At 64.6% G+C, this 22,899-nt stretch carries 15 protein-coding genes; 4 read left to right on the forward strand and 11 right to left on the reverse strand.

What is annotated here, in order from left to right; translation table 11 throughout:
- Positions 1 to 44 precede the first annotated feature (44 nt).
- The 3 genes from ACSQ3O_RS26520 to ACSQ3O_RS26530 form a co-directional block, all read right to left on the reverse strand.
- A complete protein-coding gene (locus tag ACSQ3O_RS26520) occupies positions 45 to 263 on the reverse strand; it encodes a DUF350 domain-containing protein (RefSeq protein WP_171012392.1) in 219 nt (72 codons plus the stop codon).
- Positions 264 to 357: 94 nt separating this feature from the next.
- A complete protein-coding gene (locus tag ACSQ3O_RS26525) occupies positions 358 to 1,869 on the reverse strand; it encodes a DUF4178 domain-containing protein (protein ID WP_436141002.1) in 1,512 nt (503 codons plus the stop codon).
- Positions 1,870 to 1,997: 128 nt separating this feature from the next.
- Entirely contained in the window at positions 1,998 to 3,038 is a 1,041-nt protein-coding gene (locus ACSQ3O_RS26530; RefSeq protein WP_436141003.1) for an SPFH domain-containing protein, read from the reverse strand.
- A gap of 272 nt (positions 3,039 to 3,310) precedes the next feature.
- Here ACSQ3O_RS26530 and ACSQ3O_RS26535 point away from each other — a divergent pair, with 272 nt between their 5' ends.
- On the forward strand, positions 3,311 to 3,583 hold the full coding sequence (locus tag ACSQ3O_RS26535; RefSeq protein WP_298455696.1) for a DUF2061 domain-containing protein: 273 nt from the start codon (positions 3,311 to 3,313) through the stop codon (positions 3,581 to 3,583).
- 237 nt (positions 3,584 to 3,820) lie between these two features.
- On the opposite strand, the gene ACSQ3O_RS26540 is transcribed toward ACSQ3O_RS26535, so the two are convergent.
- Both ACSQ3O_RS26540 and ACSQ3O_RS26545 read right to left on the reverse strand, forming a co-directional pair.
- Positions 3,821 to 4,126 (reverse strand): flagellar basal body protein, encoded by a 306-nt coding sequence (locus ACSQ3O_RS26540; protein WP_436141004.1) that lies wholly within the window; start codon positions 4,124 to 4,126, stop codon positions 3,821 to 3,823.
- A 94-nt stretch (positions 4,127 to 4,220) separates the two neighbouring features.
- Positions 4,221 to 5,111 (reverse strand): LysR family transcriptional regulator, encoded by an 891-nt coding sequence (locus tag ACSQ3O_RS26545; protein ID WP_137749459.1) that lies wholly within the window; start codon positions 5,109 to 5,111, stop codon positions 4,221 to 4,223.
- 230 nt (positions 5,112 to 5,341) lie between these two features.
- On the opposite strand from ACSQ3O_RS26545, the gene ACSQ3O_RS26550 reads away from it, so the two are divergent.
- From ACSQ3O_RS26550 to ACSQ3O_RS26560, 3 genes are all read left to right on the forward strand, one after another.
- Positions 5,342 to 6,703 (forward strand): aspartate aminotransferase family protein, encoded by a 1,362-nt coding sequence (locus ACSQ3O_RS26550; protein ID WP_137749432.1) that lies wholly within the window; start codon positions 5,342 to 5,344, stop codon positions 6,701 to 6,703.
- 29 nt (positions 6,704 to 6,732) lie between these two features.
- On the forward strand, positions 6,733 to 7,371 hold the full coding sequence (locus tag ACSQ3O_RS26555; RefSeq protein ID WP_137749433.1) for a DJ-1/PfpI family protein: 639 nt from the start codon (positions 6,733 to 6,735) through the stop codon (positions 7,369 to 7,371).
- 78 nt (positions 7,372 to 7,449) lie between these two features.
- Positions 7,450 to 8,967, forward strand: coding sequence for a CoA-acylating methylmalonate-semialdehyde dehydrogenase (locus ACSQ3O_RS26560; protein WP_436141005.1), 1,518 nt, complete (start codon positions 7,450 to 7,452; stop codon positions 8,965 to 8,967).
- Positions 8,968 to 9,078: 111 nt separating this feature from the next.
- Here the strand turns inward: ACSQ3O_RS26560 and ACSQ3O_RS26565 are convergent, their stop codons facing one another.
- From ACSQ3O_RS26565 to ACSQ3O_RS26590, 6 genes are all read right to left on the reverse strand, one after another.
- Positions 9,079 to 10,350, reverse strand: coding sequence for a TolC family outer membrane protein (locus tag ACSQ3O_RS26565; RefSeq protein WP_436141006.1), 1,272 nt, complete (start codon positions 10,348 to 10,350; stop codon positions 9,079 to 9,081).
- An 89-nt stretch (positions 10,351 to 10,439) separates the two neighbouring features.
- The gene (locus ACSQ3O_RS26570) at positions 10,440 to 11,798 is read right to left on the reverse strand and encodes an HlyD family type I secretion periplasmic adaptor subunit (protein WP_137749436.1); all 1,359 of its coding nucleotides are present in this window, start codon (positions 11,796 to 11,798) and stop codon (positions 10,440 to 10,442) included.
- Positions 11,799 to 11,847: 49 nt separating this feature from the next.
- Positions 11,848 to 13,593, reverse strand: coding sequence for a type I secretion system permease/ATPase (locus tag ACSQ3O_RS26575; protein ID WP_436141007.1), 1,746 nt, complete (start codon positions 13,591 to 13,593; stop codon positions 11,848 to 11,850).
- A 27-nt stretch (positions 13,594 to 13,620) separates the two neighbouring features.
- Positions 13,621 to 15,348, reverse strand: coding sequence for a type I secretion system permease/ATPase (locus ACSQ3O_RS26580; RefSeq protein ID WP_436141008.1), 1,728 nt, complete (start codon positions 15,346 to 15,348; stop codon positions 13,621 to 13,623).
- 106 nt (positions 15,349 to 15,454) lie between these two features.
- Positions 15,455 to 16,210, reverse strand: a complete 756-nt coding sequence (locus ACSQ3O_RS26585; protein ID WP_436139071.1) for a hypothetical protein — start codon at positions 16,208 to 16,210, stop codon at positions 15,455 to 15,457.
- Positions 16,211 to 16,275: 65 nt separating this feature from the next.
- Positions 16,276 to 22,878 (reverse strand): DUF4347 domain-containing protein, encoded by a 6,603-nt coding sequence (locus ACSQ3O_RS26590; RefSeq protein WP_436141009.1) that lies wholly within the window; start codon positions 22,876 to 22,878, stop codon positions 16,276 to 16,278.
- Positions 22,879 to 22,899 lie beyond the last annotated feature (21 nt).

Here is a 22,899-nt window from a genome sequence, read left to right on the forward strand (position 1 = left end):
GCGCGCGCCTGTGGCAGGCGCGGCATCAGGCTGCGGGCAGGGGGTCAGTGGATCGCTGCCGCCACGATGATGCTGATGCCCAGGCACATCGCGGCCACCACCAAGCCCAGGGCCTGGTTTTGTTTTTCAACAATCTCACGCCACAGGTCGTAGGGCGTGATCTTGTCCACGATGACAAAACACAGCCAGAAGATGATGACGCCAATGACGGCGTAGAGGATGGACCCGAGAAACGCTGCGGGTTTGAGCCATTCGAATCCCATCATGGTGTGATCTCCTTGGAAGGGTTGTCTGTCTATTAAAAAAGGGACGGGGCCGGGCGGTGCGCCTGCGACTTGCTTGCTTATTTGCTTGTTGCTACTTGTGGCTGCCGCCGGACGAGTACCCGCCATACGAGCCCCCCGAGCTGCGGTAGCTGGATGAGGAGCAATTCTCTACCCGGGGGTCGCAGCGGCTGCACCGGCTGAGCAGCAACAGCAGGATGAGGATGACGATCGCAAGCAGGATGATGGTGCCGCAGCCCAGGCCGGACTTGGCCACAAAAGGCCCCGGGTCGTCGCGCTGCAGCACGTCCTTCTTGTCTTCGAGCTTGAAGGCCTTGGCCACCGTGTCGCTGGACAGCTTGTCGCCCGCAGACCAGGTGATCTCGTTCGGGCTTTGCTCCATCGAGAGCAGGCCCTTGCTGCTGGCAAAGTCGCGGTTGGTGGTTTTCTGCCCGCGCGTGACCTGCCAGTAGAACTCGCCCAGCACATAGGTGGTCTCGGCCTCGTAGGTGTACTTGAGGTCGTACTTGGTGCCCATGTAGGTGGCCGAGCGGCCCGTGGCCGCCATCTGCGGCGCGCCGGTGGTGGGGCGCACCATGCTCCAGCCTTCTTCCGAATCGACGAGGAACGCAAAACCGCGCTTCTGGTTGTAGAGCAGGTACTCGCTCCAGCCAAAGTGCTCGTCGTCGCCGGGCTCCACGCCCATGCGGTGCTGAAAGCCCACCACCTGCCAGTGCACACCCTGCAACTGGCCCTTGCTGCCCAGAGGGATCAGGGGCTGCACGGGCTCGTCCTGCTCGGCCGAGAGCAGCTCACCGCCCACGCCGCTATCGAGGCTGATGATGCTGGCGCACGAGCCGCAGGTGATGCTCTTGGAGGTGGACAGCTGCACCTGCACCGGCGCACCGCAGTGCGGGCAGTTGAACTGGCGGCCTTTTTCGTCCTTCGCGGATTCGTCTTTCAGGCCCTTGAGCTGCAGGTCTTCGAGCAGTACGGCGCGGCCGCGCTCGACGTTGGGCGGGGTGTGGCCATAGTCGATGCTGACCACTTCGCCATCGGCACTCCTCAACTCGACCATGCCAAAGGGCTGGCCCAGCGGTGGCAGCTTGGGCAACTCGCCCTGGGCCGAGATCAGTTGCGCCTGGCCGGTGTAGGCCACGCTGTAGGGCTTGCCGTTGATGGCCGTGGTGGTGCCGATGCGGAAGCGCTCGGGCGCGGGCATCTCACGGCCCGGGTCGATGGTCCGGGTGAAGACATAGGCGCCGTTGTCCTCGCCCAGCGTGGCCAGCGTGCCATCGTTCAGGAAGGCGGCCCACTCGGTCCACGTACCCGCATCGCCCTTGTACTGCAGGCGGCCGATGAGGGTGAAGGGCTCCTCTTTGCCGTCGAGCTGGATGCGCCCGCTGGCCATGAGCTGCAGCGGGCTGTGGTCGTCGAACAGCTCGGCCATCTTGCCCAGGCGCGTGAGCACCTCGCCGCTGCGCACGACGGTGCTCTGGCAGTAACCACACACGGCGTGCGTGGACTGCGCGCTCTTGAACTCCACCGGCGCGCCGCAGCCAGGGCAGGGCGCGCGGTAGTAGCGCTGGGTGGGGTCGGTGGCCATCGTGTGGAGTGTCCTGCCTGCGCCGCATCACGCGGCTTTGGGGCTTTTCAGGCCCTTGCGCGCGTCCCTCCTGCGAAGACAGCTATATTTATGATAGCAATTGAATCACCAGGTGTGTGGCACCTTTGTCAGACCAGCTTCTTGAGCAGCTCGGCCTTCTTGGTGTCGAACTCTTCCTGCGTGAGGATGCCCTTGGACTTGAGGTCGCCCAGCTTCTCCAGGGTGGCCATCACTTCTTCGGGCTTCACGCCCACCGGAGCGGCTGCAGCCTGCGCTGCGGGGGCCGCCGGGGCCTGCAGGCCTTGCTGCAGGTTCTGCGCCAGCACCTGGCCCAGCGCCACGCCCGCGCCCAAGCCCATGGCATCGCCCGCAATGCCGCCGCCGCCACCGCTGGCTTCGGCAAACTTGGGGATGGCCTGGGCCGTCTGGTACTGCATGAACTTGGCCATGTCGTTGCCCACCATGCCCATGCCGATCTTCTGGTCGAGGATCTTCTGCAGCTCTTCGGGCAGCGAGACGTTCTGCACCGTGAGGGACTCGATCAGGATGCCCAGCTTGGCGAAGATGGGCGCGAGTTCCTTGGTCAGCGCATCGGCAAACATGACCTGGTTGGCCGCCAGGTCCAGGAACGGCAGGCCGCTGCCCGCAATTGCGTTGCTGATGTTCTGCAGCACCAGGCCGCGCAGCTGGCCTTCGAGGTCGGCCACGGGGTAGGACTCGCGCGTGCCCGAGATCTCGGTGTGGAACAGCTTGGGGTCGGCAATGCGGAAGGCATAGTTGCCGAACGCGCGCAGGCGCACGGCACCGAAGTCCTTGTCGCGGATCGTGATGGGCTGGGGCGTGCCCCACTTCTGGTCGATCTGCTGGCGCGTGCTGAAGAAGTACACATCGCTCTTGAAGGGGGACTCGAAGAGCTTGTCCCAGTTCTTGAGGTACGTGAGCACCGGCAGCGTCTGCGTGGTGAGCTTGTAGGTGCCAGGGCCAAACACGTCGGCCACCTGGCCCTCGTTCACAAAAATCGCCATCTGCGATTCGCGCACCACGAGCTGGCCACCGTTCTGGATTTCCATGTCGCGCATGGGGTAGCGCCAGGCCAGCGTGCCGTCCCCCTCCTCGGTCCACTGAATGATGTCAATGAACTGTTTCTTGATGAAGTCCATGAGGGCCATGTGTGCTCCCAAAGCAAAAGAAGGGGTTGAAAAGAGCGGCCATCATAGCAACGGGGGCTTTGGTGGCCGCGGCTTTTTTCAGCCCTTGAACGTGAACTAGTTCACACGCAGAACCAGTCTGTTTGGGATAGGCGCCTTGGCGCTTCGCACAGCGTCATTGGATAGCGGCTATCTGCGCTTTAGCGATGATCAATTGGCCTTTGCTATTGCGAATCACTACCATTTCTCCATCGCTGCACACCCCCCGCAGCCTGAAGAACAAGGAACCCGCCATGTCCCACATCCGCCGCGTTGCCCGCCAGAACCAAACCATGCTGATGAAGACGGGCAGCTACTACCTGATCCACATCTGCGTGGCCGCCCTGGTGGCCTATGCCGTCACCGGCAACCTGTGGGCTTCGCTCACCCTGAGCCTGCTGGAGCCCACGGTGCAGGCGGTGGCTTTCTTCTTTCATGAAAAGGCGTGGGACCGGGCGGGTCGTCGCGCTGCACGTCAAAGCGCTACTCCATCGCACAGCAGCAGCCCCGCCATCCAAGGCACCTGAACAACCTCACGACAAGGAGCACCACCATGTACGCCATTCCACTGCGCAGCCGCACCGCCACCGGCTTGGCCTTTCAACGCTGGCTGGTCCAGCGCCTCGCGGGGCTGGCCCATGGCGGCTGAGCCCGCTTCAGTGCCTTGAGGCTGGCCTCAGAAACAACCATGCCCCGTCTGGCGGGGCATGTGGGGATGGGGTGAGGCGGTGCGCAGAGAAGAGAACCGCTGGACAAGCCTCGGCTCAGGCTTTCACATCCAGCAAGGAGCCCATCATTTCGTCCTGCGTTTTGATGGTCTGCAGATTGGCCTTGAAAGCGTAGGTGGCGGACATCTGTTCCACCGCTTCCTGCTCCAGCGCCACGCCCTTGGCGTCCTGTTCGCGCTGCACGGTGGCGCGCACGCCGGCGCTTTCGGCCACTTCTTTTTGTGCAACCACCTCGCGGCGGTAACCGGGGGTGTTCATGTTGGCCACGTTGTTGGCCGACGCGTCCAGCCGCAACTGGGCGGCCTGAAGGCCTGAACTGCCGATGGAGGAAATACTGGCCATGGGCGCTGCTCCCGATGTCACACAATGTTGCAAAGAAGGTGAATTGTCCGCCTCGCCACGGCCGCTGGCAAGCCACAGCCCCGCAATGCCCCTGTCAGCGACCGGGGCGGTGCGCGTCTTCCAGGCATTGCGCAAACGCCTGGGCCGCGCGGGCGGGCGCGGGCGAGCGGCGCATCAGGCTCACAAACTGGCAGTGGTAGTGGAACAGCGCCGGGTTCACCGCCTGCATGCGGCCCTGGCGCTCAAAGGCTTCGGCGTAGTGGTCGGGCAAGAACCCGAGAAAGCGGCCCGACAGGATCAGCGTGGCGATGGACTCCTGGTCAAACCCCGTGGCCGCGCGCTGCAGCCGGGCTTGGTGGCTCAGCTCCATGTTGGGCGAGTGGTAGCCCAGCCCCGCAAACTGGTAGCCGCGCACCGCGTGCCAGTCGGCCGGGGGCGCAGCCGCCCCGAACAGCGGGTGGCCCGCTCCGCAATACAGCAGCATGGTCTCGCCAAACAGGTCGGCGTAGGCCAGGCTTTGCGAGCTGCGGTGCGCGGGGATGATGCCTACCTGATAGCTGCCGTCGATCACGCCGCGCTCGATGGCGTTGATGGAGCCCACATGCAGCTGCAACTGCACATCGGGCGCCTGGGCGGTGAAGGCGGCAATCGCCTCGCCAATGCGGGCGGCAGGGTTGCTGGCGGTTTTGTCGAACACCGCCACGGCCAGCTGCCCGCCCATGCGCGAATGGATGTCGTCCACGCTGTCGCGAAAGCTGCGCACCGAGGCCAGCAGGCGCAGGGTTTCGTCATACACCCGCTGCCCCTCGGCCGTCAGCGCAAACCCCGCCCGCCCCCGGCGGCACAGCGTGAGGCCCAGGCGGGCTTCCAGGTCCTTGATGTGGCGGCTGACGGTGCTGGTGCCGATGTTCAGTTCCAGCTCGGCGGCCGACATGCCGCCGCACTCCACCACGCTCTTGAAGACCTGCAGAAGCCGCAAGTCCATGTCGCTGAGCTGGCCCAGCACGGCGCGGTGTTTGCCCGGTGCGGCAGGCACGGAGATTTGGGGGGTTGGAGCGGGGTCTTTTACTTGCATAAATCGTCAAGTAAACATTGATATTGGATTATTTGAGAGATTAACAGGCGGCGCAACAATGCCCTACGTCAAGCCCCAGGCCGCTGGGGCAACTTTGCTTTTCTCGCCCTTTTGTCGCCGCCTTTGCACTGGAGAACCCCATGAGCTTCGTCAACATCGAAAAACCCGCCGCTGGTGCCGAAGGCCCCCGCATGGACGCCGAGTGGCTGGACGCGCACTGGATGCCGTACACGGCCAACCGCCAGTTCAAGGCCAACCCACGCATGATCGTGGAAGGCAGCGGCGCCTATTACACCGATGCGGACGGTCGCAAGATTTTTGACGGCCTCTCAGGCCTGTGGTGCGCGGGCCTGGGCCATGGCCGCCGCGAGATCGCCGAGGCCATCGGCAAGCAGGCGATGAAGCTCGATTACGCACCCGCCTTCCAGTTCGGCCACCCGCTGGGGTTTGAGCTGGCCAACCGCGTGAAGGAGCTGACGCCAGCCGGTCTGGACTACGTGTTCTTCACCGGCTCGGGCTCCGAGTCGGCCGATACGTCCCTCAAAATGGCCCGCGCCTACTGGCGCGCCAAGGGCCAGGGCACCAAGACGCGCCTCATCGGCCGCGAAAAGGGCTACCACGGCGTGAACTTTGGTGGCATCTCGGTGGGTGGCATCGTGGCCAACCGCAAGCTGTTTGGCCAGGGCGTGGAGGCCGACCACCTGCCCCACACCCAGCCACCCGCAGGCTCGTTCCACAAGGGCATGCCGCCCACGGGCAAGGAGCTGGCCGACCGCCTGCTGGAAGTGATTGCGCTGCACGACGCCAGCAACATCGCTGCCGTGATCGTCGAGCCCTTCTCGGGCTCGGCCGGCGTGGTGATTCCGCCGGTGGGCTACCTGCAGCGCCTGCGCGAGATCTGCACACAAAACAACATCTTGCTGATTTTTGACGAAGTGATCAGCGGTTTTGGCCGCAGCGGCGCCTGGACGGGTGCCGAGGCCTTTGGCGTGACGCCCGACATCCTGAACTTTGCCAAACAGGTCACCAACGGCGCGCAGCCACTCGGCGGCGTGGTCGCCACCAAGGAGATCTACGACACGTTCATGGCCGCAGGCGGGCCGGAGTACATGCTCGAATTCCCGCACGGCTACACCTACTCGGCCCATCCTGTGGCTTGCGCAGCGGGCATTGCGGCGCTCGACATCCTGCAAAAGGAAGACATGATCGGCCGCGTCAAAGCGCTGGCCCCGTACTTTGAGAACGCCGTGCACAGCCTCAAGGGCGCCAAGCATGTGGCCGACATCCGCAACTTTGGCCTGGCGGCAGGCTTCACCATTGCAGCGCTGCCCGGCGAGCCCGCCAAGCGCCCGTACGAGATTGCGATGAACTGCTGGAAGAAGGGCTTTTATGTGCGCTACGGTGGCGACACCATCCAGCTGGCACCGCCCTTCATCAGCACCCAGGCCGAAATCGACCGCCTGATCAGCGCACTGGGCGACGCCCTGCAAGAAACCGCCTGAGCGTCCTTCGCCAGCCTGTCAGCCCTTCCATGCGCATTTCCATCCTCACCTTCGACGCCTTCAACGACCTCGACTCGCTGGTGGCGTTTGGCATGCTCAGCCGCATCGCGCTGCTGGGCGACACAGACTGGCAGGTGCGCATTGCGAGCCCCACGCCGCGCGTCACGTCCATGAACGGCCTCACCATCGACGCGCACGAAGACCTGAGCCAGTTGGCCCAGGCCGATGCGGTGCTGGTGGGCAGCGGCATGAAGACGCGTGAGGTGGCGAACACCCCGGCGCTGATGGAGCAGCTGCGTGCGCTGAACCCTGAACGCCAGTTGCTGGCGGCGCAGTGCTCGGGCACCTTCCTGCTCAGCCGCCTGGGCCTGCTCAGCGGCACGCCCGCCTGCACGGACCTGACCAGCAAGCCCTGGGTGGTGGAGTCGGGCGTCGATGTGGTGCCCCGCGCGTTTGCGGCCCACGGCAACGTGGCCACGGCGGGCGGTTGCCTGGCGTCGCAGTACCTGGTGGCGTGGCTGCTGGCCCGCCTCAAGGGGCTGGACGCGGCGCGCGAGGTGCTGCACTACTTTGCCCCGGTGGGCGAAAAGCAGGAATTCATCGACCGCGCCATGGCCCACGTGCTACCAACGCTGAAGGCCCAGGCAGCGGCACCCGCAGTGGCATAGACAGCGTATTTACTCACTTTTTATAGCTATCAGCACACACCCAGTGCGCGGAAACGGCAATTTTTCTTTGAAATCACCATGAACCACGACAAGAACGTCACCACCACCATCGGCCACCTGATCGACGGCAAGCTCGTTGCAGACACCGAGCGCACGCAGCCGGTGTTCAACCCCGCCACCGGCCAATCGACCACCAGCGTGGCGCTGGCCAGCAAGGCCACGGTCGAAGCGGCGATCGCCTCCGCCGAGGCCGCCTTCCCCGCCTGGCGCAACACGCCGCCTTTGAAGCGCGCCCGCGTGATGAGCAAGCTGAAAGTGCTGCTCGAAGAAAACGCCGACAAGATCGCTGCCCTGATCACCGCCGAGCACGGCAAGGTGCTGGCCGATGCGCACGGCGAACTGCAGCGCGGCATTGAAAACGTGGAGTACGCCAGCTACGCGCCCGAGTTGCTCAAGGGCGAGCACAGCCGCAACGTGGGCCCCAGCATCGACTCGTGGTCCGAGTTCCAGGCGCTGGGCGTCACCGCGGGCATCACGCCCTTCAACTTCCCGGCCATGGTTCCGCTGTGGATGTGGCCCATGGCCGTGGCCTGCGGCAATACCTTTGTGCTCAAGCCCTCCGAGCGCGACCCCAGCAGCACGCTGTTCATCGCCCAGCTGGCGCTGGAAGCCGGCTTGCCGCCCGGCGTGCTGAACGTCGTCAACGGTGACAAGCTGGCCGTAGACACGCTGCTGCAAGACCAGCGCGTGAAGGCAGTGAGCTTTGTGGGCTCCACCCCCATCGCCGAATACATCTACAGCGAGGGCTGCAAACACGGCAAGCGCGTGCAGGCCCTGGGCGGCGCCAAGAACCACGCCGTGCTCATGCCCGACGCCGATGTGGACAACGCCGTGAGCGCGCTGATGGGCGCAGCCTACGGATCATGCGGCGAGCGCTGCATGGCCATCCCGCTGCTGGTGGCGGTGGGCGACGCAGTGGGCGACGCCGTGATTGCGGGCCTCAAGACCGAAATCGCCAAGATGAAGGTCGGCCCCGGCACCGACAACAGCAACGACATGGGCCCGCTGGTCACCAAGCCGCACTTCGAGAAAGTGAAGGCCTATGTGGACAGCGGCGTGGCCGAGGGCGCCACGCTGGTGGTGGATGGCCGCTCGGTGAAGGTCGCCGGTCATGAAGAAGGCTACTTCCTGGGCGCCTGCCTGTTCGACAACGTCAAGCCCGGCATGAAGATCTACCAGGAAGAGATCTTCGGCCCCGTGCTAGGCGTGGTGCGCGTGAAGACCCTGCAGGAAGCCATGCAGCTCATCAACGACCACGAGTACGGCAACGGCACCTGCATATTCACCCGCGACGGCGAGGCCGCCCGCTACTTCACCGACCACATCCAGGTCGGCATGGTCGGCGTGAACGTACCCCTGCCCGTGCCCGTGGCCTACCACTCGTTTGGCGGCTGGAAACGCAGCCTGTTCGGCGACCTGCACGCCTACGGCCCGGACGCCGTGCGTTTCTATACCAAGCGCAAGACCATCACGCAGCGCTGGCCGTCGGCTGGCGTGCGTGAGGGGGCGGTGTTCAGCTTTCCGAGCAGCCGCTGAGCGCGGGGCGCCACAGCGCTCCAGACGTTGCACAGAACTTATTCACGCGCTGGCCCCCTGCACCTCACAGAGCAGGGGGCTTTTTCTACTCGCCGCTCCCGCAATGTGGACTCAGGGCGCCTTGAGCAGTGCATTCACAGCAGCAATGCTGCCATCCCGATCCCCGCCGGCCAGGGCCTGGAGGCGCACACAAGACACCAGGTAGGTATAACGCGCCCGGGCCAGGTCGCGCAGGGCCAGCTCTTTTTGCTGCTCTGCGTTCAGGATGTCCACCAGGGTTCTGGCACCACCCTCAAACGAGCGGCGGCTGGACACCACCAACTGCGTGGCGGACCGTGCAGCCTGCTCCAGCGCCAGGATGCGCAGGCGGCCTTCGCTGACCCCCCGGAACTCGGTGTGGATGCGCAGGCTGAGGTCCCGGCGCGCCGCCTCCAGCAGTTCGCGGGCCTGCACCTGCTCCGCCACCGCCTGGCGCACCGTGGAGTTGACATAGCCACCCGCAAACAGGGGCATGTTCAGCTGCAGGCCGATCACGCGGTTGGTATAGCTGGAGCTGGGCGTGGTGACGTTCTCGCTGCCACTGCGCGTCCATTGGGCCACGGCATCCAGCGTAGGGAGATGCCCGGTGCGGGCCTTCTCGATCTCCAGCCGGGCCACATCCAGCCGCGCTTTCTGTTGCCGGATTTCAGGACTGCTGTCTTCTGCCAGGGCCAGCCAGTCCTGCACGCTGCGCTGTTCGGGCGTCCAGGCTGCGAACTTGGCCTCATCCAGTGGGCTGAGCGCCTCCACTGGCTGGTTGACCAGTGTCTCCAGCTGGCGGCGCGCGTAGTCCAGCTGCTGCCGTATCTCCAACTCCTGCGCCACGGCCATGTCCAGTCGGGCCTGGGCTTCGTCGATGTCGGTGCGCGTGCCACTGCCCGCCACCAGCAGCTTGCGCGCGGCGTCCAACTGGGTGGTGGTGGTGTTCTTCTGCGCACGCGCCAGGGCCAGCTGGTCTTGCGCCAGCAACAGCTGCAGGTAGGCGTCGGTCACGCGCACTCCCAGGCTCTGTAGCTCCCGGTCCAACTGCGCGCCCACTTCAGCGCGCATCTGATGGGCCTGCTCCAGCCCTACCGACAGTGACTTGCGGTAGACAGGTTGGCGCAGGGTCAAGGTGGCGTTGTGGCTGGTGTAGTTTTCATCCACGGTCACCGACCGGCCCAGGACGTTGCGTTGCGTGTTGCTCAGGTCGTTGCGGTTGCGAGCTGCGCTGAATGCCACATTGGGGTAGCGCATGGCCTTGGCCTGCTCTACCCGCTCATCCCCTACATCGGCGGCCGCACGGGCGGCTCGAATGGTGGCGTCCTGCTGCAATGCCGCCTGGTATGCCTGCTGGAGGTCCATGGACCAGGCAGGTCCTGCGCATACCACCAAGACGGAGAGCGAAACCGCCCGCAAGGCGTTCGACGGCGAGGAAGAAAAAGCTAGCATGCTCACTCTTCCTTCAGGGAACCCGACACACGCTTGAGCAAGGGGCCCAGCAGATAGGTCAGCATGGTGCGCTCGCCGGTCTTGATGACCACCTCGGCTGGCATGCCTGGCTGCAAGTGGCGTGCGCCCAGCGTCTTCATACCATCCGGCGTGACCTTGACCCGCGCAAGGTAATAGGTCTGGTTGCTTTGTGCATCCGTCAGCAGATCCCCAGAGACCGAGGCCAGCTCTCCCTGCACCACAAGTTGCGGCGAATGGGCAAACGCGCTGAAACGCACATCGGCATGCAGGCCCGGGCGCACCTTGTCGATCAGGTGGGGGGCAATACGGGCCTCCAGCACCAAAGGCTCATCAGGAGGGACGATGCCCATCAGCTGCTGCCCCGCCTGGACCACCGCCCCCACGGTCTGCACCGCAAGGCCCACCACCTGGCCAGTAGCGGGCGCACGGATTTCGGTGCGATCCAGATCGGCCTTCAGCGCGGTGAACTTGTCGGCATCTGACTGCACCTCCCGCGTGATGTCTGCAAGGTTCGTCTCCACTTCCTTGCGGTATTCCTGCTGCCGGGCCAGGGCCCGCTGGCGCATTTCCCCGACCGTGCGCTGCGTGCGCGCCGTGTTGCCCAGCAACTCCGTGATGGCCAGGTTGGAATCGGCCACCATGCGTTCGAGTTCCAGTTGCCGATTGCGGGGGGAGTAGCCCTCCTTGACCAGCTCGCGCGTATGGCGCAGCTCCTCTTCGAGCGATGCCAGTTGCCCACGTCGGCTGGTCAGCATGCCCGCATAGGCCTGCAGCAAGGCGTTCTGGCCCTGGATACTCTCTTCGATGCCCTGCAGGTCCGCACGCAGGGCCGCGCGCCGCGATTGGATCAGTTGCTCCTGATTCTTCATCTGCTGCTGAATCAGCGGGTCTGCCACCGCAGCCTGCAAGTCCGGGTGAAACACGATGGCGGCAGCACCCGACTGCTCGGCCAGCAACCGCCCCTGGACCGCCCGCAAACCCAGGTACCGCTGGCGGACCGCCTCGTAGTTGGCTTTGGCCACCGCGTCATCCAGAGATATCAACGGTTGCCCCGCCTGCACCACGTCACCCTCGCGCACAAAGACCTGCTTGACGATGCCCCCGCTGAGGTGCTGCACCGCTTTGCGTTTGGTGTCGATCGCAACCACGCCCTGACTGGGCACCCCCTCGTCCAGGGGAGCAACAGCCGCCCACAGCAAAAATCCCCCCAGGCCCAGGCCCAGCACCCACAGCCCAGTGCGCGCCGCACGCCCGGTATCCGAGGGAGGCAGGGGCGCCGATCGGGCTCCCGGCAGTGAGGAGATCGAAGGTGCTTGTTTCAAGGGTTCAGTGTGGGCCATGGGCGGATGTTCAGAAAATGTTCGCTCGTATCGAATGCGCACAACGCGCTCAGGCGGGCAGCGGCTGCGGGGCAGGCAAAGACCCAGCAGCTGAAGGGGAGGGGGCTTGGCGTGCCGCCTGCAGCTGCGCCAGGACTTCGTCACGCGGGCCTTTCAGCTGTACCTGACCGTCCTGCAGAACCAGCACCTGATCTGCAAGTGCAAGCACTCCCGCCCGATGCGTCACCATCACGACGGTCTTGCCGCGCTCCTTGAGCTGGCGCATGGCCCCGAGCAAGGCCGCTTCGCCCACGTCGTCCAGGTGGGCGTTGGGCTCATCGAGCACCAAGAGCGCTGGATCACCGTACAGAGCCCGGGCCAGTCCGATGCGTTGGCGTTGCCCCCCCGAAAGCAAGCGCCCGCCCTCTCCAATCGGCGTGTCATAGCCTTTGGGGAATCTCAGCACCATCTCATGCAGGCCCGCGCATTGGGCCGCAGCAATGACCTTGGCAGAATCCACCGCTGCAAAACGTGCGATGTTCTCGGCAATCGTCCCGCCGAACAAAACCGTATCCTGTGGCAGGTAACCTACCTGAGGGCCCAAGGTCTCATGGCTCCAGGCGGTGGGGGGCTGGCCATCAAACAACAACTCTCCCTGCGATACGGGCCAGACTCCCACCAGCACGCGCGCCAGCGTGGATTTGCCGGAACCCGAGGGGCCCAACACCACCGTCAGCGAACCCGGCGGAGCATGCAGGTCCACCTGCTGAAGAATCGGCGTCACCCGCCCCGGCGCAGTGGCATGCACATCGCGCAGCTGAACATCCCCTTGCAGACGCGGGGCTGCAGAGATCTTGGGCAACGGCGGATGCTCTTGCAGCAGTTGCTCCAACCGAAAGAAGGCCGCGCGGGCCCCCAAAAAGCCGCGCCACGCACTCACCACCTGGTCAATCGGAGCCAAGGCGCGGGTCATCAGCACGTTGGCAGCAATCATGGCTCCGGCCGATAGCTGGCCATCGATCACCAGCAAAGCACCCACCGCCAGCGACAGCGCCTGCTGCGCATAACGCACAGACTTGCTCCAGGCCGTGATGCGGTGCGTCAGGCCCTGGGCTGCCGCGTGCAGTTCGGCATAGCGCGCTTGCAGCAACGCCCAACGGTGGTGCAACTGCTGCAACATGCCCATGGCCTCAACCGCCTCGGCATTGCGCAACTTGCCATTTAGATAGGCATGCGACCGGCCCTGCGCCTTGGCCAGGGATTCGGAAGGCTCCACCGTGCGCTGGTGCCCCAGCCATGCCAAGGCGGCCTGGATCAGAGCAAAGACCACGGCCACGGCGCCCAGCAGGGGGTGCAGCAAGAACAGCACCCCGATGTAGATAGGGGCCCATGGCAGATCGAAAAAGGCAAAAATGCTGGGGCCCGTCAGGAACTGGCGCACCTCCGTCAGGTCCGTGAACGACTGGCCAGGGCTTCCCCCGCCCTCACGGACGCTGCGCGCGAAACCTGCCGAGAAAACACGCTCCCCCAGCAACCGGTCCAGACGCACCCCCGCGCGCACAAGCAGCCGGGACCGCGCCCATTCCGCAAATGCCATGGCGGCAAACAGGAACAGGATAAGCAGCGAGACCACCAGCAAGGTGAGCTCGTTGCGGCTGACCAGCACACGGTCGTAGATCTGCAGCATGTACAGCGTGGGTGCCAGCATGAGCAGATTGGCCACCATGCTGAAAATTGCGATCACGACCCATTCACGCTGCAGGCTCCGCAGGGCCTGGGTGATTTCGCTGCGCGAGAAAAATCCGCTGATGGACATGGTGTCAGTTGGGTTGGAAGAAGGGGATCAGGCGGCACGCGGCGCGATGGCGGCAGCCGGAGCACCCGCAGAAGCATTTCGCAATGCCGCCAGCACATCATCTCGGGGGCCAAAGGCCTGCTGCCCCCCACCCTGCATGATGAGTAATTTATCCGCCACCGCCAGCACGCTGGGCAGATGGGTCATCACCACAAAAGTGGTGCCCCGGGCCTTGAACTCCTGTAAGGCCCGGCTCAATGCGATATTGCCATCCTCGTCCAGGCTGGCGTTGGGCTCGTCCAGCACGACAAAAACCGGATTGCCATAGAGAGCACGTGCCAACGCGATTCGCTGGCGTTGCCCGCCGGAGAGCATCACGCCGGCCGCCCCCACAGGGGTGGCATAACCTTGTGGGAGCGATGTGATCCAGGTGTGCACACCCACCGCCTGTGCGGCATCCACCATGGCCTTTTCGTCCACCTCGCCAAAGCGGACGATGTTCTCGCCCAGCGTGCCTTCCAACAGTTCGACGTCCTGCGGCACATAACCCACGTGGGGCCCCAGCTCCGCCTTGTTCCAAACACTGACATCCACTCCGTCCAGCCGGACGCTGCCCGCCACGGGAGGCCACAGCCCCATCAGCATGCGGGCCAAGGTGGTCTTGCCCGCAGCAGACGCGCCCAGGACCGCAAGCACTTCCCCCGGTTGCAATGAAAAGGCAACCCCTTTGACAAAAGGCGGTGCACCAGCAGAAGCCCCTGCGACCAGGCTCTCGACCGTCACACGCCCCCGTGGCTTGGGCAGTGGCATCCCCTGCACAGGGGGCGGCAACCGCTCCAGAAGCTGCCCAAGCCGCCCCCATGCAGCCTGCGCCTGCACCACCGCACGCCACTGCGACACCATTTGCACCAGAGGCGCCAGTACACGCCCGCCCAGCACCGACCCCACGATCAGCATCCCAGGCCCGCCGAGCAACTGGTCATGCATCAAAAGCCAGGCACCCAAGCCCAAAAGCGCCGACGACAAAGTCGTCTGCAGCATCTTGCCCAGCGCCTGCAACACCCCTGCACGGTCAGACGCCAGTGACTGCAATCCCAGACCCTCCTCGTGCTGTGCCAACCAGCGGCGGCGCATGTTTTTCTCCATGCCCATGGCCGCAATCACGTCGCTGTGGCGCAAGGTGCCATCCACATAGGCCCGCGCGCCCATGTCCGACTGATTGGCCCGCAGCAAGGCTGGACTGGTGCTGCGCTCGTTCAGCCACGAGAGTCCAACCTGAAGCAGAGCACCAGCAAGGGATACCCACCCCAGCAGTGGATGAATCACAAACAGAAGAACCAACATCACCAGGGCCACCGGCGTTTCCATCGCAGCCCCCAGTGCAGGTCCGTGAAAAAAGTCACGCACGGCCCGCAAATCCATCAAGGGTTGGGCTCCCGCAGCCCCCCCCTGCCTCAGATGCGCAGCATGAATGGCTGTGAAAACACGGGGGGCCAACGCACGGTCCAGGGCCGCACCCGCCTCACGCAAGGTTTCCGAACGAGCCCATTCCAGCACTTCCATCACACCGATGGCCAAAAACACGGCCAGCGTCAGCATGGCGAGGGTCATGGCGTTGCGGCTGTTCACCACGCGGTCGTACACCTCGAACATGTAGACAGTAGGCGCCAGAACCAGAAGCCCCGCCAGCACACTCAGGCAGAGAGCCCGCCAAAAATAGGGCGTAAGCCTTGCCAGAGCCTGGTGGATTTCGGATGGCGCTGCAGATACGGACATGCGGAAAAGATCTGGTGAATGTGTACTCTTCTGTGCACACAGTACAAACGCCCGGCATTTGCCAATGCAAAGCCAGGCCCTGGGATGGTTTTAATTGTCCGTGAAATTACTTTGCGAAGAAGACCGCAGTCCCTCGGGTCTCGTCCGCGCTCGTCACCACCACCGTCAGCCCATTCTTGGCCACGTTGAGCGTACCCACCCCATTGAATGCAGTCTTGCTCCCGTCCGCGCAGCTTTCGTTGAAGCTGACGCTGTACGCAGCCGTGCTGGCCATCGCCGCTACGTTGCCCGTGTAAGAACACCCCGTGGTCGAGCTCCCTGTCATGCTGCCGGTCGCCGCAAGACTCCACTGCACAGTCTGGGCATTGCCTCCCAATGTGGCACTCCAGTTGCCCTGCACTTCTGCCTGGACTGCAGGGGTCGCCAGTGCATCGCTCTGGGTCAAGGTCCCCGTGTTCAGGCCCGTGAATGCAATCGTCTTGGGGCTGGCCGCAAGTGCCGCGTTGACCTGGCCTGTCACCGCCTGGCCTGTGGCGTTGGCTTGCCCCAGCGCGTAGCTTTTCCCGTTGGCGCTGCTGTCACTGCGCACCACCAGCTTGACCAGCCGGCTGGCGTCCTGGGCCAGCAGCCAGGCGCTGGCGGTTCCGTTGGCCTCGGGCACCACCACGGCGGTCGTGGCCGGTGCCACGCCTGCAGCGGTGACCCAGCGTCCCTTGAGCTGGGCGGGGTCGATGGTGGGGCCGGAAGCATCGCCCCCACCACCGCCTCCGCAAGCCGCCAGCAGGCTGCTCAGGACGAGTGCTGCTGCAGGCAGCTTGCGCAAAGCGCGCCGAGGTGCCGCCATGGGCGTGTTGGTTGTCATCGATGTTCTCCGTTTCATGTTGTCAGATCTGTCAGGACGAGGCTATTGCCAGTATGCGGGGCTACTCAGAACCAGAAAGGATGGGATCCCACATCCGGCGCCAGCCCCACAATCGACAGCGCCATGTGCCCTGGCGCCCCTGGGTCCGTGATGATGCCGTCCGCCTTGCCGTCCGCATCGAACTGCCCTCCGTCCTCGATGTGGAAGTCCAGCCTTACCCGCCCCCCTTCCATCACCATCTTGCCCCCATACGGCTCGCTCGCAAGGTTCACCCATTGCCCGTGGCTGTCCTGCTTCCAGTAGCCGTTCACCCCCAGCGCCGGGTCTACGTACAGGCTGAAGTTCTCTCCTGTCTTGCCCGCTCCAAGCTGCACCGTGAAGCTCACCAGCCCTATCGGCATTTGCAGGCCCGCTGGCAGCCCCGTCGGTGCATCCTTTTGCACCAGGCTCGTGATGCGTGCATTGTCGTTGCCGCTGCCCACCTTGCCATTGGTGCTGCTGGCCACCAGTGTCGTGAAGGTGGGTGGCGCACTTCCGGGGTTGCTCTGCCCTGTGGGGCTGAGCACGAAGCCTGTCGAGGCCACTCCCGGCTGTTCGCTGTCCCTGACGCCGTCTCCGTTGCCGTCCCCGGGGGTTGTGGTGCCACCGGGGCCAGGGATCCCTGGGGTCAGGTCTTCTATGGCGTTAGGTACTCCGTCGTTGTCCGGCACTCCGGGTACCGGGTCAGGCGTGGGCACAGGGGGGACCGGGGTCGGGTCAGGGTCTGCGGGGGTGAGGTTGGTCACGGGCCGCGCGGCGAAGCTCGCTGCGTCATTGCCTGCTGCGTCCTGGACAGCATTGGCGTCGTTGCCGCCTGTGGGATCGGTGTAGGCGACGGTGACGGTCTGGCCGGCGCCTACTACATAGGTCAGGGTCAGAGTGACGGTTTTAGCGGCTGCGTTGACCGCTACGGCAGTGACGGCGTTGGCAGAGCCTCCCGCCGTCACCGCAAAGGCGCCAATGGGCGCGGTGTTCACGGCGTCCAGTGTGGTCGCTTCGGTGTAGCTCAGGACCAGCTGGTTGGCGGTGACGGTGGCTGTGCTCACCACCGGGGGGGTGGTGTCCAGTGTGTTGTTGGTGACCGGTGTCACGCCCAGGCTGGCGGCGTCGTTGCCCTGGATGTCCTGGATGGCGTTGGCGTCGTTGCCTGCCGTGGGGTCGGTGTAGGCGACGGTGACGCTCTGGCCATAATCCACCGGGGTGCCCAGGGTCAGGGTGACGGTTTTAGCGGCAGCGTTCACGGCCACGCCGGTCACGGTGTTGGCGATTCCACCGGAGACCACGGCGAAGGCGCCTGTAGCTGGCGGGTTGACGGCGTCCAGGTCGCTGGCGTCGGTGTAGGTCAGCACCAGGCTGGCGCCGTTGGCGCTGGCTGATGCGAATACGGGGGCGTTCGGGTCGTTGCCGGCCACAGTGACGCCGTTGCCTGTGAGGTCGGCGATGGCCACGGCAGGGTCGGCGCCTGCTGCCCAGTCTTCGGCGAAGGCCAGGTTGTAGGTGGTCCCACCCAGGGAGGCTGTGCCGTCTTTGTTGAACAGCAGGGCGACTGCGGCCTTGTCGGTGGCCGACAAGGTCAGGGTGAAGCTGGTGGCTGAGGTGATATCGACGTTGCCGGTATCGGTCAAGACATAGGTCGCGCCCCCCTGGCCCAGCAAGGTGAGCTTGTTGGCAATGATGTCGTTCAAGGCTCCTGCCGCGGAGGTGAGTCCTGTGCCGGTCACGACCAGCACGCCTGTGCCTACGTTGTAGGTGGCGCTGGTGACGGTGGGGACTGCGACGTTGCTGACCGTAACGCCGTTGCCGGTGAGGTCGGCGATGACCACCGCAGCGTCTGCACCCGCGCTCCAGTCTTCTGCGGCGATGAGGTTGTAGGTGTTGGCACTGGTGGAGCTGGTGCCGTTCTTGTTCAGGATCAGGTTGGCAGCCGCCCTGTCCGCCGCGCTCAGGCTCAGGGTGAAGCTGGTGGCAGAGGTGATCTCCACGTTGGCCGTGGTGGTCAGTGTGTAGCTGGCACCTCCTTCGCCTTGCAGGCTGAATTTGTTGGCCACGATGTCATTGATGGCCCCCGCCAGGCTGGAGAACCCGGTGCCCGTCACGACAAGCGCTCCGGTGCTGGCGTCGTAGGTGGCAGATGTGATGGCCGGTACTGCAACGTTGCTGACGGTGAGTGCGTTGGTGCCATCAGCGATGTCGCTGCCTGTGATCACGCTGTTCCAGTCGTCCGCAGCAACCAGGTTGTAGGTGCTGCCGCCTGTGGACGTGGTGCCGTTCTTGTTGAGCAGGGCTTCTACGGCTGCGATGTCTGCACCCGAGAGGGTGACGCTGAAGCTGGTGGCCGAGGTGACTTCCACATTGCCTGTGGTGCTCAGGGTGCGGGTGGCTGCGCCTTCGCCAACGATGGTGAGTTTGCTGACGGTAATGTCGTTGGTGGCGCCCACGGTCTTGACCAGGTTGGTGCCGGTCACGGTCAGCACGTGGGTGCTGGCATCGTAGGTGGCGCTGGTGATGGTGGGGGCCGCAACGTTCGATACCGTCACGCCGTTGCCGGTGAGGTCTGCACTCGATGTGGTGCTCGCATCCCAGTTGGCGGCTGCCGCCAGGTTGAAGGTGGTGGTGTCCACCGCGCTGGTGCCGTTGTTGTTCAGGATGCCGTTAATGGCCAATTTGTCGGCGGCGTTGAGCGTGACCGTGAAGCTGGTCGCACTGGCTGCGGTGACATTGGGGCTGGTGAGGGTGTAGCTGCCGCCTTGGCCTGCAAGACTCAACTTGCTCACGTCGATGGTGTCGCCGCCGACAATGTTCAGTGCCGTGACCGTGAGCACGCCGGTGCTGGCGTCGTAGCTGGCCGACTGAATGCCAGGTGCAGCGTTGCTGACGGTGATGCCGTTGCCGGTAAGGTCGGCGATGTTGCCGCCGGTGACGACGCTGTTCCAGTCATCTGCCGCAGCGATGTTGTAGGTGGTGGCGCTGGCTGAGGATGTGCCGTTCTTGTTGAGCAGGTTGCTCACGCCAGCGATGTCTGCCCCTGTCAGGGTGATGGAGAAGCTGGTGGCCGAGGTGACCTCTACGTTGCCCGTGGTGGACAGGGTGTAGGTGGCGCCGCCTTCGCCGGTGATCGTCAGTTTGCTGACGGTGATGTCGTTGGTAGCGCCGATGGTCTTGACCAGGCCGGTGCCGGTGACCACCAGCACGTTGGTCGTGCCGTCGAAGGTGGCGCTGGTGATAGTGGGGGCTGCCACGTTGGAGACGGTGACGCCATTGCCCGTGAGGTCGGCGCTGCTGGTGCGGCTGGCATCCCAGCTGGCGGCTGCCGCCAAGTTGAACGTCGTGGTGTCCACGGCCGTGGTGCCGTTGGTGTTCAAGATGCCGTTGACGTTGCGCTGGTCGGCTGCGTTCAGGGTGACCGTGAAGCTGGTGGAGCTGGCGGCCGTGACGTTGGCGCTGGTGAGGGTGTAGCTACCGCCCTGGCCGGTGAGGCTGAGCTTGGAGACGTCGATGGTGTCGCCGGTGACCATGTTGGCGCCGGTGACCACCAAGGAGCCTGTAGAGGCGTCGTAGGTGGCGCTGGTAACAAGGGGAGCGGCGTTGGCGACGGTGATGCCGTTGCCCGTGAGGTCGGCGATGTTGCCGCCGGTGATGACGCTGTCCCAGTCGTCGGCCGCCGCCAGGTTGTAGGTGGTGCTGCTGAGTGCCGAGGTGCCGTTCTTGTTGAGAAGGGCACCGACTCCAGCGATGTCTGCGCCAGAAAGGGTGATGGAGAAGCTGGTGGCCGAGGTGACCTCTACGTTGCCCGTGGTGGACAGGGTGTAGGTGGCGCCGCCTTCGCCGGTGATAGTCAGTTTGCCGACGGTGATGTCGTTGGTGGCGCCGATCGTCTTGACCAGGCCCGTGCCGGTGACCACGAGCACGTTGGTCGATCCGTCGAAGGTGGCGCTGGTGATGGTGGGGGCGCCAACGTTGGAGACCGTCACGGCGTTGCCGGTGAGGTCGGCGGATGTCGTGCGGCTGGCATCCCACGAAGCGGCGGCGGCCAGATTGAAGGTGGTGGTGTCCACCGCCGAGGTGCCGTTCTTGTTCAGAATGCCGTTGATATTGACTTGGTCGGCGGCGTTGAGCGTGACGGTGAACGAGGTGGCGCTGGCGGCCGTCACGTTGGGGCTGGTCAGGGTGTAGCTGCCGCCCTGGCCTGCAAGACTCAGCTTGCTCACGTCGATGGTGTCGCCGGTGACCATGTTGGCGCCGGTGACCACCAAGGAGCCTGTAGAGGCGTCGTAGGTGGCGCTGGTAACAAGGGGAGCGGCGTTGGAGACGGTGATGCCGTTGCCCGTGAGGTCGGCGATGTTGCCGCCGGTGATGACACTGTCCCAGTCGTCGGCCGCCGCCAGGTTGTAGGTGGTGCTGCTGAGTGCCGAGGTGCCGTTCTTGTTGAGAAGGGCACCGACTCCAGCGATGTCTGCGCCAGAAAGGGTGATGGAGAAGCTGGTGGCCGAGGTGACCTCTACGTTGCCCGTGGTGGACAGGGTGTAGGTGGCGCCGCCTTCGCCGGTGATAGTCAGTTTGCCGACGGTGATGTCGTTGGTGGCGCCGATCGTCTTGACCAGGCCCGTGCCGGTGACCACCAGCACGTTGGTGGCGCCGTCGAAGGTGGCGCTGGTGATGGTGGGGGCTGCAACGTTGCTGACCGTGACAGCGTTGCCGGTCAGGTCGGCTGCAGCGCTCTGCGTAGAGTCCCAGTTGGCCGCCGCCGCCAGATTGAAGGTGGTGGTGTCCACCGCCGAGGTGCCGTTCTTGTTCAGGATGCCGTTGATGTTGACTTGGTCGACGGCGTTGAGTGTGACGGTGAACGAGGTGGCGCTGGCGGCCGTCACGTTGGCGCTGGTGAGGGTGTAGCTGCCGCCCTGGCCAGCCACACTCAGCTTGCTCACGTCGATGGTGTCGCCGGTGACCATGTTGGTACCAGTGACCACCAAACTGCCAGTGCTCGCGTCGTAAGTAGCACTGGTGATGGACGCAGGAGGAACATAAGGCGTCACGGTTCCACGGACGCCATTTGTACTGGCGCCTGTGGCGCCCGGGTTGTTGCCCGTTCCAGTAGCCCCGCCACCGCTGCCTCCGGCACCAACATTGCCTGTAGACAGCGAATTGGAAGAGGTGGTGTCCATGCTGAGCGTACCCGTGGACCAAATGCCCCCGATCCCCAGGCCACCGGCTCCACCATTGCCTGTGCCGACGTAATTACCCGCGCCACCACCGCCACCGCCACCGCCGGCACCGATATTGTTGGTGATCTGGCTGTTCGTGATGGTGAGCGTCCCGCTGTTGTAGATCCCTCCTACGGCTGAACCACCTACGCCCCCTGTGTTGTTGCCACCGGCGCCGCCACCGCCGCCGCCAATAGAGATGGAACCATTGTTCGCAGTGCCGCCAGAGCCCCCAACAGAATAACCACTCGTATTCCCATAGCTGCCGCCTGCACCACCGCTGGTCGAACCACCATCGCCGCCCCCGCTGGTCCGAGCCCCGCCGGGGCCTCCGTTACCCCCAACGCCTGCACTGGGGCTGGTAGAGGGGCCCGTGCCATACCCACTGGAGCCCCCGAAGCCACCCAACCCTGGGCCAAAGCCCCCCCCGCCGCCCCCGCCGCCATTGTTCAAGCTGGCGCTGCCCCCCGAACCGCCACCGCCAGAAGCCTTGTTCGCGGTGATGGTGCTGTTGGATATCGTCAAGACACCGGCGTTGAGAATCCCGCCGCCGAAGCCGCTGAAGCCCCCAACCCCGGCAGTACGGTCACTGCTAGCACCGCCCCCTGCGATCAACCCGTTGGTGATGGTCAGGTTGTCAATGGAGACCGCACTCCCCGCCCCACTGGTGGCAACATCGAGAACCCGCGCCAGATTCCCACCACTGAGCGTGAAGCCACCGCCCACGATGGTCATGGTCTGCCCATCCGTCACGTTGATGAAGATGGCATCCGACGCCGAGGCAAAGGTCATGTTGCCCGTCAGCGTGATGGTGTCCGCAAAACCGTCAGTACTGCCTGTTGTGATGGCGGCCTTCAGCTGGGCCACCGTGCTGACACTGGTCGTGTGCAGGCTGAAGTCATAACCCTCCAGTGCCTGCACATCCAGTGCAGCGGTCGCCTCAATCTGCCCCGTGGTGACTTCCAGATCCCAATCGCCTCCACGCACCGCACCTGCCGTGCTGTCGTTCGAGGCCGCCACGTCCGCCCCTGTCAGTTGCGCCAGGGCCTGAAGGAACTGCGCTCCTGCCTCGCCTGCACCCACATCGCAGCCATACAACAGCAGGTCCCCGTCCGCACCCAGGGCTGCGCCTATGGCTTTGAGCTGCGCCTGGTATTGCTCCAGGTTGCCACTGAACAGCGGGCCGTTGCCCAGCAGCAGCACCCCTTCATCGCCGTGCGACACCACGCTGATGGACGCCAGGCCATGCAGCCCCTCCAGTGCCTTGGCCATCTGCGCCACGCCACTTTCGCTGGGGTCCAGGATGACCACCTTCACTCCGGGCCGGGCGGCTGCCATGATGGCCTGCAAGTCCGGCACCCGGCTGTCAATGAAGAGCACCTCTTGTACAGGCGATGGGAGGGCGGCGGATGTGTGGTCAGTGGTCATGATTTTTTGAATAAATTTCGG

The sequence above is a fragment of the Acidovorax sp. LjRoot74 genome, from assembly GCF_964254355.1.
Lineage (GTDB): Bacteria > Pseudomonadota > Gammaproteobacteria > Burkholderiales > Burkholderiaceae_C > Acidovorax.